Source organism: Bacillus sp. T2.9-1 (genome assembly GCF_950097965.1).
Lineage (GTDB): Bacteria > Bacillota > Bacilli > Bacillales > Cytobacillaceae > Niallia > Niallia hominis.
Map to the genome: position 1 here is coordinate 1 of NZ_CATNHG010000145.1, position 15,589 is coordinate 15,589.

The following is a 15,589-nucleotide window of genomic DNA, read 5'->3' on the forward strand; positions in this document are numbered from 1 at the left end:
TTATAGAATGACAACAAGTAATAAAAAGCTAGAGTTTAGCATTTGAGCTAATCAACTCTTTATTGGAGAGTTTGATCCTGGCTCAGGACGAACGCTGGCGGCGTGCCTAATACATGCAAGTCGAGCGGACTTTAAAAGCTTGCTTTTAAAGTTAGCGGCGGACGGGTGAGTAACACGTGGGCAACCTGCCTGTAAGACTGGGATAACTTCGGGAAACCGGAGCTAATACCGGATAATCCTTTTCTACACATGTAGAAAAGCTGAAAGACGGTTTACGCTGTCACTTACAGATGGGCCCGCGGCGCATTAGCTAGTTGGTGAGGTAACGGCTCACCAAGGCAACGATGCGTAGCCGACCTGAGAGGGTGATCGGCCACACTGGGACTGAGACACGGCCCAGACTCCTACGGGAGGCAGCAGTAGGGAATCTTCCGCAATGGACGAAAGTCTGACGGAGCAACGCCGCGTGAGTGATGAAGGTTTTCGGATCGTAAAACTCTGTTGTTAGGGAAGAACAAGTACAAGAGTAACTGCTTGTACCTTGACGGTACCTAACCAGAAAGCCACGGCTAACTACGTGCCAGCAGCCGCGGTAATACGTAGGTGGCAAGCGTTGTCCGGAATTATTGGGCGTAAAGCGCGCGCAGGCGGTCCTTTAAGTCTGATGTGAAAGCCCACGGCTCAACCGTGGAGGGTCATTGGAAACTGGGGGACTTGAGTGCAGAAGAGAAGAGTGGAATTCCACGTGTAGCGGTGAAATGCGTAGAGATGTGGAGGAACACCAGTGGCGAAGGCGACTCTTTGGTCTGTAACTGACGCTGAGGCGCGAAAGCGTGGGGAGCAAACAGGATTAGATACCCTGGTAGTCCACGCCGTAAACGATGAGTGCTAAGTGTTAGAGGGTTTCCGCCCTTTAGTGCTGCAGCAAACGCATTAAGCACTCCGCCTGGGGAGTACGGCCGCAAGGCTGAAACTCAAAGGAATTGACGGGGGCCCGCACAAGCGGTGGAGCATGTGGTTTAATTCGAAGCAACGCGAAGAACCTTACCAGGTCTTGACATCCTCTGACACTCCTAGAGATAGGACGTTCCCCTTCGGGGGACAGAGTGACAGGTGGTGCATGGTTGTCGTCAGCTCGTGTCGTGAGATGTTGGGTTAAGTCCCGCAACGAGCGCAACCCTTGATCTTAGTTGCCAGCATTTAGTTGGGCACTCTAAGGTGACTGCCGGTGACAAACCGGAGGAAGGTGGGGATGACGTCAAATCATCATGCCCCTTATGACCTGGGCTACACACGTGCTACAATGGATGGTACAAAGGGCAGCAAAGCGGTGACGCCTAGCAAATCCCATAAAACCATTCTCAGTTCGGATTGTAGGCTGCAACTCGCCTACATGAAGCTGGAATCGCTAGTAATCGCGGATCAGCATGCCGCGGTGAATACGTTCCCGGGCCTTGTACACACCGCCCGTCACACCACGAGAGTTTGTAACACCCGAAGTCGGTGGGGTAACCTTTTGGAGCCAGCCGCCTAAGGTGGGATAGATGATTGGGGTGAAGTCGTAACAAGGTAGCCGTATCGGAAGGTGCGGCTGGATCACCTCCTTTCTAAGGAAAATGGAATGTACATTCCATCAAAGATTGTTGACGATTTGTTGTTCAGTTTTGAGGGAGCAATTCCTCAAAAACAGTAATAAGTTTGAGGGTAAAGAGAAACGAGTAGATCAAGGAAGCAAACGCGCGAGCACCGGAGCGTACAACAGTACGTGAGGAGCAGAGCGAAGAAGCTGACGAAGAGATGCGAAGTTTATCTTTAGCCGAAATTGTTCCTTGAAAACTAGATTATGAATAGTAAAAACAAGAAAGAAACCGAGTAATCGCCATCTTAGATTCTCTATTTTAGAGAATTATTTCTTTGAAAAGTAATCGTATCAATCGAATACTCTTTCAAAGATTTGAGAGCAAAGAGAAGCAAGTAGGTCAAGGAAGCGACCGAGCGAGCACCGGAGCGTACGCTAGTACGTGAGGAGCAGAGTAAGGAAGCTGACGAAGAGATACGCCGCTTATCTTTGGTCGAAACTAAGTTAAGTTAGAAAGGGCGCACGGTGGATGCCTTGGCACTAGGAGCCGATGAAGGACGGGATTAACACCGATATGCTTTGGGGAGCTGTAAGTAAGCTTTGATCCAGAGATTTCCGAATGGGGAAACCCTCTATCCGTAATGGGATAGAATCTTTACCTGAATACATAGGGTACTGAAGGCAGACCCGGGGAACTGAAACATCTAAGTACCCGGAGGAAGAGAAAGCAAACGCGATTCCCTGAGTAGCGGCGAGCGAAACGGGATTAGCCCAAACCAAGAGGCTTGCCTCTTGGGGTTGTAGGACACTCTATATGGAGTTACAAAGGAACGGGGTAGACGAATCGATCTGGAAAGGTCAGTCGTAGAAGGTAAAAACCCTGTAGTCGAAACTTCGTTCCCTCCAGAGTGTATCCTGAGTACGGCGGGACACGAGAAATCCCGTCGGAAGCAGGGAGGACCATCTCCCAAGGCTAAATACTCCCTAGTGACCGATAGTGAACCAGTACCGTGAGGGAAAGGTGAAAAGCACCCCGGAAGGGGAGTGAAATAGATCCTGAAACCGTGTGCCTACAAGTAGTTAGAGCCCATTTATGGGTGATAGCGTGCCTTTTGTAGAATGAACCGGCGAGTTACGATTACATGCGAGGTTAAGTTGATAAGACGGAGCCGCAGCGAAAGCGAGTCTGAATAGGGCGAAATAGTATGTGGTTGTAGACCCGAAACCAGGTGATCTACCCATGTCCAGGGTGAAGTCCAGGTAACACTGGATGGAGGCCCGAACCCACGCACGTTGAAAAGTGCGGGGATGAGGTGTGGGTAGCGGAGAAATTCCAATCGAACTTGGAGATAGCTGGTTCTCTCCGAAATAGCTTTAGGGCTAGCCTCAAGATTTAGAGTATTGGAGGTAGAGCACTGTTTGGACTAGGGGCCCCCATCGGGTTACCGAATTCAGACAAACTCCGAATGCCAAATACTTATTCTTGGGAGTCAGACTACGAGTGATAAGATCCGTGGTCAAGAGGGAAACAGCCCAGACCACCAGCTAAGGTCCCAAAGTATACGTTAAGTGGAAAAGGATGTGGAGTTGCTTAGACAACCAGGATGTTGGCTTAGAAGCAGCCACCATTTAAAGAGTGCGTAATAGCTCACTGGTCGAGTGACTCTGCGCCGAAAATGTACCGGGGCTAAACGTATCACCGAAGCTGTGGATTGACATCTAATGATGTCAGTGGTAGGAGAGCGTTCTAAGGGCGTTGAAGCTAGACCGTAAGGACTGGTGGAGCGCTTAGAAGTGAGAATGCCGGTATGAGTAGCGAAAGATGAGTGAGAATCTCATCCACCGAATGCCTAAGGTTTCCTGAGGAAGGCTCGTCCGCTCAGGGTTAGTCGGGACCTAAGCCGAGGCTGAAAAGCGTAGGCGATGGACAACAGGTTGATATTCCTGTACCACCTTTCAATCATTTGAGCAATGGGGGGACGCAGGAGGATAGGGTAAGCGTGCTGTTGGATTAGCACGTCCAAGCAGTTAGGCCGGTAATGAGGCAAATCCCATTACCATAAAAGCGGAGCTGTGACGGCGAGGGAAATATAGTACCGAAGTTCCTGATTCCACACTGCCAAGAAAAGCCTCTAGCGAGATTGATGGTGCCCGTACCGCAAACCGACACAGGTAGGCGAGGAGAGAATCCTAAGGTGAGCGAGAGAACTCTCGTTAAGGAACTCGGCAAAATGACCCCGTAACTTCGGGAGAAGGGGTGCTCTTGCGGGTGCAAGCCTGCGAGAGCCGCAGTGAATAGGCCCAGGCGACTGTTTAGCAAAAACACAGGTCTCTGCGAAGCCGCAAGGCGAAGTATAGGGGCTGACACCTGCCCGGTGCTGGAAGGTTAAGAGGAGGGGTTAGCGTTCGCGCGAAGCTCTGAATTGAAGCCCCAGTAAACGGCGGCCGTAACTATAACGGTCCTAAGGTAGCGAAATTCCTTGTCGGGTAAGTTCCGACCCGCACGAAAGGTGTAACGATCTGGGCACTGTCTCAACGAGAGACTCGGTGAAATTATAGTACCTGTGAAGATGCAGGTTACCCGCGACAGGACGGAAAGACCCCGTGGAGCTTTACTGCAGCCTGATATTGAATTTTGGTACAGCTTGTACAGGATAGGTAGGAGCCTTGGAAGCCGGAGCGCTAGCTTCGGTGGAGGCATTGGTGGGATACTACCCTGGCTGTATTGACATTCTAACCCGCACCCCTTATCGGGGTGGGAGACAGTGTCAGGTGGGCAGTTTGACTGGGGCGGTCGCCTCCTAAAAAGTAACGGAGGCGCCCAAAGGTTCCCTCAGAATGGTTGGAAATCATTCGTAGAGTGTAAAGGCACAAGGGAGCTTGACTGCGAGACCTACAAGTCGAGCAGGGACGAAAGTCGGGCTTAGTGATCCGGTGGTTCCGCATGGAAGGGCCATCGCTCAACGGATAAAAGCTACCCCGGGGATAACAGGCTTATCTCCCCCAAGAGTCCACATCGACGGGGAGGTTTGGCACCTCGATGTCGGCTCATCGCATCCTGGGGCTGTAGTCGGTCCCAAGGGTTGGGCTGTTCGCCCATTAAAGCGGTACGCGAGCTGGGTTCAGAACGTCGTGAGACAGTTCGGTCCCTATCCGTCGTGGGCGTAGGAAATTTGAGAGGAGCTGTCCTTAGTACGAGAGGACCGGGATGGACGCACCGCTGGTGTACCAGTTGTCTTGCCAAAGGCATCGCTGGGTAGCTATGTGCGGAAGGGATAAGTGCTGAAAGCATCTAAGCATGAAGCCCCCCTCAAGATGAGATTTCCCATAGCGTAAGCTAGTAAGATCCCTGAAAGATGATCAGGTTGATAGGTCAGAGGTGGAAGCGTGGCGACATGTGGAGCTGACTGATACTAATAGATCGAGGACTTAACTAAAACGAAAAGCGGAAACGCCTGTTTATCGGCGTACAAACTGGAAGAGCTTGTTCTTTCGATAAAGGAAACACGATGAACGTAAGTGAATCGATGTTGACTTACGCAAAAGAGATGATCGGAAGTTTGATAGGCGATAGGCGTTGGAGCTGGACAATAAATCTTAGCGTAAGCTAAGAAAGATTACTCATTTCTTATCTTTACTTCATAATCTAGTTTTGAGGGAATAACTCTCAAAAATTAAATAGTCTGGTGGCGATAGCGAGAAGGTCACACCCGTTCCCATACCGAACACGGAAGTTAAGCTTCTAAAGCGCCGATGGTAGTTGGGGGTTCTCCCCCTGTGAGAGTAGGACGTCGCCAGGCTTTTATATTTTTAATATCGTCGCGGGGTGGAGCAGTCTGGTAGCTCGTCGGGCTCATAACCCGAAGGTCGCAGGTTCAAATCCTGTCCCCGCAATCAAACAATGAAAAAAATCCTTAGGAATAACCTAAGGATTTTTTTGTTCGTCTAAGAACCTCTAAAATGGAGAGACTGTGGATATCTAAGTTAAACAGACTGATAAATGAATGAAAAAAAGTATAATAGATTGATTTGAATGGATATTTTGTATTTCTTTTAGGATTATGAGACAAACTATTCTGTTTCCTCAAAAAAACAAGGAGACTTGCTTTAGACTCATAGGTTTATTGAGTATAATAAAAGATATACCATTATTAAATTTTATATTAGGAGTAATTTATGAAAAACTTTGAGTGGAAGGCAGATAATGTGGAAGAGACGATTAGTTTTGCTGAGCGAATTGGCTTGCTTTTAAAAGCAGGGGATGTAATTACTTTAGAAGGGGATCTTGGCGCTGGCAAAACAACTTTTACAAAAGGAATCGCGAAAGGATTAGGAATAGCTAAAACGGTTAATAGTCCAACCTTTACAATAATAAAGGAATATCAAGGGATATTACCGTTATATCATATGGATGTCTATCGATTAAAGGATAGTGAGGAAGATTTAGGCTTTGAGGAGTATTTTGAAGGGGATGGAGTTACTGTTGTGGAATGGGCCCATTTAATTGAGGACCAACTGCCAATAGAATTTTTGCAAATTCAATTGTTTTATGACGACACTTCAGGAAGGAAAATAGTTTTATCCCCTAAAGGTTCTCGCTATATGCAATTATGTAAGGAGATATTTGAATGAAGATATTAGCAATAGATACGTCAAATTTTGTTTTAGGTATTGCTTTATATGAAGATGGAAAGGTAATTGGGGAATATATCACTAACCTGAAAAAGAACCATTCGATTAGAGCGATGCCTGCGATCGAGCAATTAATGAAGGAATGTGATATAAAGCCAAAGGATCTCTCCAAGGTTGTAGTAGCAAAAGGACCTGGATCTTATACAGGCGTTCGGATTGGGGTTACGATTGCAAAAACACTTGCCTGGACATTAAATATTCCATTAGTAGGTGTTTCTAGCCTAGAAGTACTTGCTGCATCTGTAGGACGATATTTTGATGGTTATGTGTCTCCACTATTCGATGCTAGAAGAGGACAGATTTATACAGGGTTATATCATTTTACAAGTAATAAAGTGGAAATAATAAAAAAGGATCAATTGATTTTATCTACAGATTGGGTTCAGCACCTTGCTCCATTGAAGAAAAGCATATTATTTGTTGGGAATGATTTACCTCTTCATGAAGAAATCTTAAAGGACGGATTAGGTGATCTTGCTTATTTAGCAGATGGAGTGGATTTTAATCCGAGACCTTCTATCCTTGCTATGTTAGGAGAATCAAGACCAGCTGAAGCGATACATATGTTTACACCTAATTATATACGGTTAGCAGAGGCAGAGGCAAATTGGCTGAAAGCAAATAAAAAAGAGATAAAGGAAGACAGGGGATAATGTCAGCATTTGAATTTCGCTATATGACAGTTGCGGATATCGATGATATTTTTAAAATCGAAATGATTTCTTTTACTACTCCTTGGAGTAAAGAGGCTTTTTATAATGAGCTAACACAAAATCGATTTGCTAAATATATTGTAATCCAACATGAAGAAGGGCTTGTCGGGTATTGTGGAGTATGGATTGTTGTAGATGAAGCTCATATTACAAATATAGCTATTCTGCCAGAGTACAGAGGAAAAAAGCTCGGTGAAACGTTACTTACAAAGATAATGGATGAGGCAAGGCAGCTTGGTGCTACTTCTATGACATTAGAAGTCCGTGTGACAAATATGGTGGCACAAAATTTATATAGAAAACTAGGATTCCAAAACGGTGCAATTAGAAAGAAGTACTATACAGATAATCAAGAAGATGCTTTAGTAATGTGGGTGAAATTATGAAAAATAATAATGATTTGATTATATTGGGTATGGAAACAAGCTGTGATGAAACAGCGGTTTCTATTGTAAGAAATGGATCGGAAATCCTTTCAAATATTGTAGCTTCTCAAATTGAAAGTCATAAGAGATTTGGTGGAGTCGTTCCAGAAATTGCTTCAAGACATCATGTGGAGCAAATTACACTTGTAATAGAAGAAGCGCTCTCCCAAGCGGATGTCACTTATGAAGAAATCGATGCAATTGCTGTAACAGAGGGACCAGGTTTGGTAGGAGCTCTTTTAATAGGAGTGAATGCTGCTAAAGCAATAAGTTTTGCACATGATATCCCACTTGTGGGTGTACATCATATTGCTGGGCATATTTATGCCAATCAACTTGTGGATAACTTAGAATTCCCTTTATTAGCACTAGTGGTTTCTGGTGGGCATACAGAATTAGTATTAATGAGAGAGCATGGTCATTTTGAAGTTATTGGAGAAACAAGAGACGACGCTGCTGGAGAAGCCTATGATAAGGTTGCGCGAACACTTAATCTTCCTTATCCAGGTGGCCCTCATATTGATCGACTAGCGACAGAAGGGAATGCTGCTGCTGTAAAGTTGCCAAGAGCATGGATAGAAGGAACCTATGATTTTAGTTTCAGTGGATTGAAATCAGCAGTTATCAACACTGTGCATAACGCTGAGCAACGTGGAGAAGTTATTAGACCTGAAGATTTGGCAGCTAGCTTTCAGGAAAGTGTTGTGGAAGTATTGGTATCAAAGACAGTCGAGGCAGCAGAGCAGTACCAAGTAAAGCAAGTTGTATTAGCAGGTGGGGTTGCTGCTAATAAAGGACTTAGAACTGCTCTTGTGGATAAGTTTAAAAAGATGAATTCCGTAAAATTAACGATACCACCATTAGCTTTATGTACAGATAATGCGGCAATGATTGCTGCAGCAGGAACCATTTTCTTTGAAAAAGGACAGCGATCAAGATTGGATTTGAACGGAAACCCAGGATTAGATATAACAATCCACAATGGAATGGAGTAAGACTTTGGCCCTATATGCGTCACTGTGAATAAATATGATGTTATATACACACGTTGTGGATAATATGAATAATTCATTATGTATTTGTGGATAATGTGGGTAAATATGTGGAAAGCTGATAAAACAATCCTTGATATGTGGATAATAATGTGGAAAAAAAGTACTGGGTAAATAAATACCCAGTACTTTTTACTTATCTGATAATTCGGTCCATTCATCCATTAATCGTTCGATTTGATCTTTTAACTGTTCAAGGCTTTTATTTAACTCTAAGACCTTTTCATGATCTTGGAAAATTTCAGGTTCGCATAGAAGAGCTTCCTGTTCTGATACTTTTATTTCTAGCTCTTCAATAGTTGTTTCTATTTCTTCAATTCTTCTTAATCTTTGACGTTCTAATTTTTGCACTTCCTTGCTCATTTGGTAAGAGCTTTTCTCTTCTGTCCCTGTATTTTGTGCTTGTTTTACAGCAGCATTTGCTTCTAATGCCTGAATTTCTGCTTGCTCCAGCTTCTTTTCCACATAATAATCATAGTCGCCTAAGAATTCTGTGGATCCACTCTTATCTAATTCAATCACCTTTGTTGCAATTCTGTTAATAAAATATCTGTCATGGGAAACAAAAAGAATGGTACCTGGGTAATCAATTAAAGCATTTTCGAGTACTTCTTTACTGTCTAAGTCTAAATGGTTTGTCGGCTCGTCCAAAATTAAGACATTTGGTTTTTCCATCATTAGCTTAGATAATGCGAGACGTGCCTTCTCTCCACCACTTAATGAATTTACTATTTTTAAAACATCGTCTCCTGAAAATAAGAAATTGCCGAGGACAGTACGGATATCTTTTTCAGGTGTCAGTGGAAAGTCATCCCATAATTCATTAAGGACTCGTTTATTAGAGGTAAGTTCTGCTTGTTCTTGATCGTAGTATCCAATCATGACATTTGAGCCAAGTGCTATCGAACCAGCATGTTTTGGCAGCCTATCAATGATTGTTTTTAATAGCGTTGATTTTCCAACACCATTTGGGCCAACTAGGGCAACACTTTCACCTCTATTTATTTGGAAGGAAATATGCTCAGATACTGAATTATCTTTATAACCAATGGAAAGATCATTAATTTTTAATACATCATTTCCTGTTTGTTTTGTAATTTCAAAGCCGAAGGAAGCAGATTTTTCATTGCCGTCTGGACGATCGATTCTATCCATTCTGTCCAATGTTTTTCTGCGGCTTTGTGCTCTTTTGGTAGTAGACGCTCTTGCTAAATTTTTTTGAATGAATGTTTCTAGTTTGGCAATTTCATCTTGTTGCTTTTCGTAAAGTTTCATTTCTCGCTCATAATTTGCCGCTTTTTGCTCAAGATAACCGCTATAGTTACCAATAAACTTTTGAATATGGTGTCTTGATATTTCGTACACTTGGGTCACTACTTTATCAAGGAAATAACGGTCATGGGAAACGATTAATACAGCACCCTTATAACCTTGCAAGTATTGCTCCAACCAAGATAATGTTTCAATATCTAGATGGTTTGTTGGTTCGTCTAGTATGAGAATATCTGGTGTAGTTAGTAGAAGCTTTGCTAGTGCTAATCTTGTTTTTTGACCACCACTTAACGTAGAGATTTTTGTACTGTAATTGAATGTACTAAAGTTTAAACCATGTAAAACGGAGCGGATATCTGCTTCGTATTGATAGCCACCGCTTTCTTTAAATTCAAATTGCAGGTGGTCATATTCCTTTAAAATTCGCTCAAAAGCATCTGGGTTTTCGATTGTATTGGGATCGGACATCTTTTGTTCCAGTTTTCTTAAATGTTTTTCTTTTACTTGAAGCTCATGGAAAACTGTTAACATCTCATCCCAAATGGAAAGGCTTGATTCCAAACCTGTGTTTTGAGCTAGATAACCTATTTCGACATTTTTGGGCTTTATGATTTCACCGGAGTCATAGGATAATTGCCCAGCGATAATTTTCAATAAGGTAGATTTGCCAGCGCCGTTTCTTCCCACTAGAGCGATTCGGTCTCTCGTTTGTACTTCTAATTTTATATTTGATAAGATAAGTTCAGCTCCAAAATGCTTAGATAGCTGATTTACTTGTAATAGTATCATTTCTTCACCTCAGGGGATTATGTACCATAAGTGTAACCTATAAATATGTTATCCTGCAATAAAAGGGGAAATGGGAAAAAAGTGATAATAAATACACATTCTCTTTAAAATAGTGTATCATTTTGCTTAGAGGTGTTATTATGGGGGAGTTTACACATTTTAATCAGGAAGGCCATGCGAAAATGGTTGATATATCAGAAAAAAGTGAAACCGCTCGCATAGCTGTTGCTCTATCTAGTATTAAAGTAAGTGAAGAAATTTATGAGAAAATCACAAAGCAGGAGATAAAAAAAGGAGATGTACTAGCTGTTGCCCAAGTAGCAGGAATAATGGCTGCTAAAAAAACAGCTGACATCATACCTATGTGTCACCCAATTATGTTGAAGGGTGTCGATATATCGTTTCAATGGGAAGATGATGCGGAAGATTTTCAATTGATTATTTCCGCAACCGTAAAGACAATCGGAAGTACAGGTGTGGAAATGGAAGCATTGACTGCTGCATCTGTTACAGCTTTAACGATTTATGATATGTGTAAAAGCTTGGATAAAGGGATGGTAATTGGCCCCACCTATTTAGTCGAGAAATCAGGTGGAAAAAATGGCGATTACAAAAGAGAGCAGTAGAATAACTGCTAATTTTTAAATATAGGTAGGGGATAAGTATGCATAATGAGGTAATGAAAATACCGCAGGCAACAGCAAAGCGGTTACCATTATACTATCGTTTTTTAAAAAATTTACATTCATCAGGTAAGCAGAGAGTGTCTTCTGCTGAATTAAGTGAAGCAGTGAAGGTCGACTCTGCCACAATAAGACGGGATTTCTCTTATTTTGGCGCGCTTGGAAAAAAGGGATATGGATACAATGTAAACTATTTATTATCATTTTTCCGTAAAACATTAGATCAAGATGAACTAACGAAAGTAGCTTTAATTGGTGTTGGTAATTTAGGGGTTGCCTTTTTGAAATATAACTTCTTAAAAAATAATAACACAAAAATTGAAGTAGGATTCGATGTTATAGAAGAAAAGATTGGCACTTTAGTGAACGATGTGCCTATTCATCATATGGATGATTTAGAGAAGGTTCTGCAAGAGAATGGTGTTGAAGTAGCAATACTAACGGTACCAGCACATGCAGCACAAATTATTACAGATCGTTTAGTAGAGAGTAATATCAAAGGAATATTGAATTTTACTCCTGCTCGCTTAAATGTGCCAGCGAATGTGAGAGTACATCATATTGATTTGGCTGTGGAGCTGCAATCGCTTGTTTATTTCTTAAAGCATTATCCTACGCCAGATGTAGAGGCAGAGGAAACGGAAGAATAAAAAGGAAATGCGTGTATAAGGGTGTAGCGGAAACTACATTCTTATACACGCATTTTTTTTAGAAAGAATTAAAAAGTGGCCCGTTGATTTCCACTCTTAATTATTTTCTATCATTGTTTCGGCTTTTTTCTATCTGTTTGGTTTTTTTTCAGGAAAAAGTGAAAGTTGATTAATTTTATTCCTGATCCGATGTCAAAGGTTGCCAGGATGACTAGTAAATACGTATAGAATCCCCATTCTTGATTTAATTGTAAATCGTGGATTGCAAAATACGTAAAAAGAGCTCCAAAAATAATATATAGAACTCCTGAAAATAACGGTGATCTTCTCATTTTATAAAAATCCTCCAATAAATTGTGTTACGCCCGAGTATTTTTCCTGCCATTCGATAATTTTGTCATAGTTTAATTGCAAAATTACTACGAGTGTGTTCATTGCGACATGGGCAAAGATTGGCACAAGGATTCTTTTGGTTTTTACATATAGGAATGCAAAGGTAAAGCCCATGCTTGCATATAGAAGGATGTGGACAAAATCTCTATGAGCAACTGCAAAGATTAGGGAACTAATTAGTGCAGAAATGAAAAATCCGAATCGCTGATATAGGGAACCGAAAATGATTTTACGAAATACAATTTCCTCTAGAATCGGTCCAATAATACTTACTACTATAATCACAAGAGGTGCTGCGTTGATAAGCTGCATAATTTGTTCTGTGTTTTCTGATCCTTGTTTTATGCCTAATTGCTGTTCAATGATTCCGGCAAAGCTTTGGGCAAATAAAGACAGAAATACCCCACCAATTGCCCACCCAATAGAGGAAGGAATGCTCATTACATCTGAACGCATCGGATTACTGACTTCCTTTCTTAGCAAAACAAGACAGATAATTAAGGCGATGATAAAACTAAATATTAGCCAAATAATGTTAGATTGGAATTGAATCGCTTTGGAAGCTGGATTGTATCCAAGTAAACCAGCAATAAAAAGAATGACCGGAACTCCAACAAAAGTGGAGAGCTGCATGGCGATGTAAGTTATTAAAATAATCCAATATTCTTTTTTCAAAATAAAAGCTCCTTTAGATAATTGATAGGTTTAAAAAAATGTGTGAAAGGAATATATCAATGTTAATCTGTTCTTATTATATTTGAGCAAAGAGACAATCATACTTCCTATTCTACTAATAAGCAGTGCTCTGTTTCAAATAGTAACAACTAAAATAATAGAAAGTGTGAATATTTAAAGCTTTAACGTATATACTCTCTAAGGGAAATAGAAACTAGAAAAAAATTTACGAAAAAATAAGTCTTGTCTCTTGCATTATGAGAAAAGATTAATTAATATAATAATTGTGTTAGCACTCATAGTGATTGAGTGCTAATAAGAAAATAAAATGTATATAATTTGAGGAGGTTGTTTCACTTGTTAAAGCCATTAGGAGATCGCATTATTATTGAGCTTGTTGAAACAGAAGAAAAAACTGCAAGTGGTATCGTATTACCAGACTCTGCTAAAGAAAAGCCTCAAGAAGGCAAAGTAGTAGCTGTAGGAACTGGTCGCGTATTAGAGAGCGGAGAGCGTGTAGCGCTTGAAGTATCTGTTGATGACCGCATTATCTTCTCAAAATACTCTGGTACTGAAGTGAAATACGAAGGGAAAGAGTATCTAATTCTTCGCGAAAGCGACATTTTAGCTATTATTGGCTAATTCAATTTTAACATAAGAGATTACGTAATAAAAAAATACATGAGATAACAATACTTGAGGAGGTTTTTCAAAATGGCTAAAGATATTAAATTTAGTGAAGAAGCTCGCCGTGCTATGCTGCGTGGGGTTGATGCTCTAGCAGATGCTGTAAAAGTAACACTTGGACCAAAAGGACGCAACGTGGTTCTTGAGAAAAAATATGGCTCACCACTTATTACAAATGATGGTGTAACAATCGCAAAAGAAATCGAATTAGAAGATGCATTTGAAAACATGGGGGCAAAACTTGTTGCAGAAGTAGCAAGCAAAACAAATGATGTTGCAGGGGACGGTACAACAACTGCGACAGTTCTAGCACAAGCAATGATTCGCGAAGGACTTAAAAACGTTACAGCAGGTGCTAACCCAATGGGTATCCGTAAAGGGATGGACAAAGCGATTGCTGCTGCAATTGAAGAGTTAAAAGCTATTTCTAAACCAATCGAAGGCAAAGCTTCTATTGCACAAGTTGCTGCTATTTCTTCTGCTGATGAAGAAGTAGGACAATTAATCGCTGAAGCAATGGAGCGTGTTGGTAACGACGGAGTTATCACAATTGAAGAATCAAAAGGTTTCACTACTGAATTAGATGTAGTAGAAGGTATGCAATTCGACCGTGGATACGTATCTCCATACATGGTTACTGATTCAGATAAAATGGAAGCTGTTCTTGAAAATCCATATCTTTTAATTACAGATAAGAAGATTTCGAACATCCAAGAAATCTTACCAGTATTAGAGCAAGTAGTTCAACAAGGGAAACCATTATTAATCGTTGCAGAAGACGTAGAAGGCGAAGCAAATGCTACATTAGTATTAAATAAACTTCGCGGAACATTCACTGCAGTAGCTGTTAAAGCTCCTGGCTTTGGTGATCGTCGTAAAGCAATGCTAGAAGATATCGCTGTTTTAACTGGCGGTCAAGTAATCACAGAAGATCTTGGCTTAGAGCTTAAAACAACCTCTATTGAGTCTTTAGGACGCGCTGCAAAAGTAGTCATCACAAAAGAAACTACTACAATTGTAGAAGGTGCTGGTTCAACAGAAGATATCCAAGCACGTGTAAACCAAATCCGTGTTCAATTAGAAGAAACAACTTCTGAATTTGACCGTGAAAAATTACAAGAACGTCTTGCAAAACTTTCTGGTGGTGTAGCAGTAGTAAAAGTTGGTGCTGCAACGGAAACAGAATTAAAAGAACGTAAATTACGTATCGAAGACGCTCTAAACTCTACTCGCGCTGCTGTGGAAGAAGGTATCGTAGCAGGTGGTGGTACAGCTCTTCTAAACGTATACAATAAAGTAGCTGCTATCCAAGCAGAAGGCGACGAAGCAACTGGTGTAAACATCGTTCTACGCGCAATCGAAGAGCCAGTTCGTCAAATCGCATTCAACGCAGGCCTAGAAGGATCTGTAATCGTTGAGAAATTGAAAAACGAACCAGTAGGAACAGGCTTCAACGCTGCTAACGGCGAGTGGGTAAACATGATTGAAGCTGGTATTGTTGACCCAACTAAAGTTACTCGTTCTGCCTTACAAAACGCAGGAAGTGTAGCTGCTATGTTCTTAACAACAGAAGCTGTAGTTGCTGATAAACCTGAAGAAGGTGGCGCAGGTGCTGCAATGCCTGATATGGGCGGCATGGGTGGAATGGGCGGCATGATGTAATAAGGCCCTCAAACCCTTGGTATGACTGGGTTTTGGAGTAAGATGAGAGTGGTTTGCTAACATTTTGCTAATATTGAAGTTAGACAACGGAGGCTTCTCAAAAGTTTAAGTAAACTTTTGAGAAGCCTCTTTTTTATTTTCTAGTGTTCCTTGTAAAAAAGTATATTGTAATCTTCTATAACTAGTAAGTTTTAAAAACCTTTTAATCCCTGTAAGGCAAAGTGAATGGGTTTTCCAATCGCTTGATTTAAGTATGGCATGTTCTGACGCACGGTTTCTGTTACTAATTTTGTGGGTATTTTTCTTTTCGGTCGATG

General features: G+C 41.5%; 11 protein-coding genes, 1 tRNA gene and 3 rRNA genes. 12 read left to right on the forward strand and 3 right to left on the reverse strand.

From position 1 onward, the window contains the following. The first annotated feature begins 59 nt into the window (after positions 1–59). From QQZ16_RS22030 to tsaD, 8 genes are all read left to right on the forward strand, one after another. Positions 60–1,607 (forward strand): 16S ribosomal RNA (locus tag QQZ16_RS22030). A 474-nt stretch (positions 1,608–2,081) separates the two neighbouring features. Beyond that, positions 2,082–5,016, forward strand: a 23S ribosomal RNA gene (locus QQZ16_RS22035). Between the two features lie 245 nt (positions 5,017–5,261). Continuing rightward, positions 5,262–5,379, forward strand: a 5S ribosomal RNA gene (gene rrf, locus QQZ16_RS22040). The 16S, 23S and 5S rRNA genes sit together here with 1 tRNA gene alongside, the layout of an rRNA operon. Before the next feature lie 20 nt (positions 5,380–5,399). After that, a tRNA-Met gene (locus QQZ16_RS22045) sits at positions 5,400–5,473 on the forward strand. A 282-nt stretch (positions 5,474–5,755) separates the two neighbouring features. Further along, complete coding sequence (tsaE, locus tag QQZ16_RS22050; protein WP_235252723.1) at positions 5,756–6,211, forward strand: tRNA (adenosine(37)-N6)-threonylcarbamoyltransferase complex ATPase subunit type 1 TsaE; 456 nt, start codon at positions 5,756–5,758, stop codon at positions 6,209–6,211. Beyond that, positions 6,208–6,924: a tRNA (adenosine(37)-N6)-threonylcarbamoyltransferase complex dimerization subunit type 1 TsaB gene (gene tsaB / locus QQZ16_RS22055; protein ID WP_235252722.1), complete on the forward strand. Its 717-nt coding sequence runs from the start codon at positions 6,208–6,210 to the stop codon at positions 6,922–6,924. Before tsaE ends, tsaB begins: the two co-directional genes overlap by 4 nt. Next, positions 6,924–7,370, forward strand: coding sequence for a ribosomal protein S18-alanine N-acetyltransferase (rimI, locus tag QQZ16_RS22060; protein WP_235252721.1), 447 nt, complete (start codon positions 6,924–6,926; stop codon positions 7,368–7,370). The genes tsaB and rimI overlap by 1 nt, the downstream gene beginning before the upstream one ends. Continuing rightward, a complete protein-coding gene (gene tsaD, locus QQZ16_RS22065; RefSeq protein WP_235252720.1) occupies positions 7,367–8,404 on the forward strand; it encodes a tRNA (adenosine(37)-N6)-threonylcarbamoyltransferase complex transferase subunit TsaD in 1,038 nt (345 codons plus the stop codon). Before rimI ends, tsaD begins: the two co-directional genes overlap by 4 nt. A 189-nt stretch (positions 8,405–8,593) precedes the next feature. On the opposite strand, the gene QQZ16_RS22070 is transcribed toward tsaD, so the two are convergent. Next, positions 8,594–10,522, reverse strand: a complete 1,929-nt coding sequence (locus QQZ16_RS22070; RefSeq protein ID WP_031540009.1) for an ABC-F family ATP-binding cassette domain-containing protein — start codon at positions 10,520–10,522, stop codon at positions 8,594–8,596. Positions 10,523–10,662: 140 nt separating this feature from the next. On the opposite strand from QQZ16_RS22070, the gene moaC reads away from it, so the two are divergent. Further along, the gene (gene moaC / locus QQZ16_RS22075; RefSeq protein ID WP_235252719.1) at positions 10,663–11,148 is read left to right on the forward strand and encodes a cyclic pyranopterin monophosphate synthase MoaC; all 486 of its coding nucleotides are present in this window, start codon (positions 10,663–10,665) and stop codon (positions 11,146–11,148) included. Positions 11,149–11,186: 38 nt separating this feature from the next. Further along, positions 11,187–11,855, forward strand: coding sequence for a redox-sensing transcriptional repressor Rex (locus QQZ16_RS22080; RefSeq protein ID WP_031540007.1), 669 nt, complete (start codon positions 11,187–11,189; stop codon positions 11,853–11,855). Between the two features lie 110 nt (positions 11,856–11,965). On the opposite strand, the gene QQZ16_RS22085 is transcribed toward QQZ16_RS22080, so the two are convergent. Together QQZ16_RS22085 and QQZ16_RS22090 are read right to left on the reverse strand one after the other, a co-directional pair. After that, on the reverse strand, positions 11,966–12,187 hold the full coding sequence (locus QQZ16_RS22085; RefSeq protein ID WP_031540006.1) for a YdiK family protein: 222 nt from the start codon (positions 12,185–12,187) through the stop codon (positions 11,966–11,968). 1 nt (position 12,188) lies between these two features. Continuing rightward, positions 12,189–12,923, reverse strand: a complete 735-nt coding sequence (locus tag QQZ16_RS22090; RefSeq protein WP_048716480.1) for a CPBP family intramembrane glutamic endopeptidase — start codon at positions 12,921–12,923, stop codon at positions 12,189–12,191. 357 nt (positions 12,924–13,280) lie between these two features. On the opposite strand from QQZ16_RS22090, the gene groES reads away from it, so the two are divergent. Together groES and groL are read left to right on the forward strand one after the other, a co-directional pair. Next, entirely contained in the window at positions 13,281–13,565 is a 285-nt protein-coding gene (gene groES / locus QQZ16_RS22095; protein WP_031540004.1) for a co-chaperone GroES, read from the forward strand. A 72-nt stretch (positions 13,566–13,637) separates the two neighbouring features. Next, the gene (groL, locus tag QQZ16_RS22100) at positions 13,638–15,272 is read left to right on the forward strand and encodes a chaperonin GroEL (protein WP_048716483.1); all 1,635 of its coding nucleotides are present in this window, start codon (positions 13,638–13,640) and stop codon (positions 15,270–15,272) included. The last annotated feature ends 317 nt before the right edge of the window (positions 15,273–15,589 follow it).

Excerpts from the sequence above, each read along its gene's own strand:
- QQZ16_RS22085 (WP_031540006.1), bottom strand. The coding sequence starts at position 12,187 with ATGAGAAGATCACCGTTATTTTCAGGAGTTCTATATATTATTTTTGGA.
- tsaE (WP_235252723.1), top strand. The coding sequence starts at position 5,756 with ATGAAAAACTTTGAGTGGAAGGCAGATAATGTGGAAGAGACGATTAGT.
- tsaB (WP_235252722.1), top strand. The coding sequence starts at position 6,208 with ATGAAGATATTAGCAATAGATACGTCAAATTTTGTTTTAGGTATTGCT.
- rimI (WP_235252721.1), top strand. The coding sequence starts at position 6,924 with ATGTCAGCATTTGAATTTCGCTATATGACAGTTGCGGATATCGATGAT.
- moaC (WP_235252719.1), top strand. The coding sequence starts at position 10,663 with ATGGGGGAGTTTACACATTTTAATCAGGAAGGCCATGCGAAAATGGTT.
- QQZ16_RS22080 (WP_031540007.1), top strand. The coding sequence starts at position 11,187 with ATGCATAATGAGGTAATGAAAATACCGCAGGCAACAGCAAAGCGGTTA.
- tsaD (WP_235252720.1), top strand. The coding sequence starts at position 7,367 with ATGAAAAATAATAATGATTTGATTATATTGGGTATGGAAACAAGCTGT.
- groL (WP_048716483.1), top strand. The coding sequence starts at position 13,638 with ATGGCTAAAGATATTAAATTTAGTGAAGAAGCTCGCCGTGCTATGCTG.
- QQZ16_RS22070 (WP_031540009.1), bottom strand. The coding sequence starts at position 10,522 with ATGATACTATTACAAGTAAATCAGCTATCTAAGCATTTTGGAGCTGAA.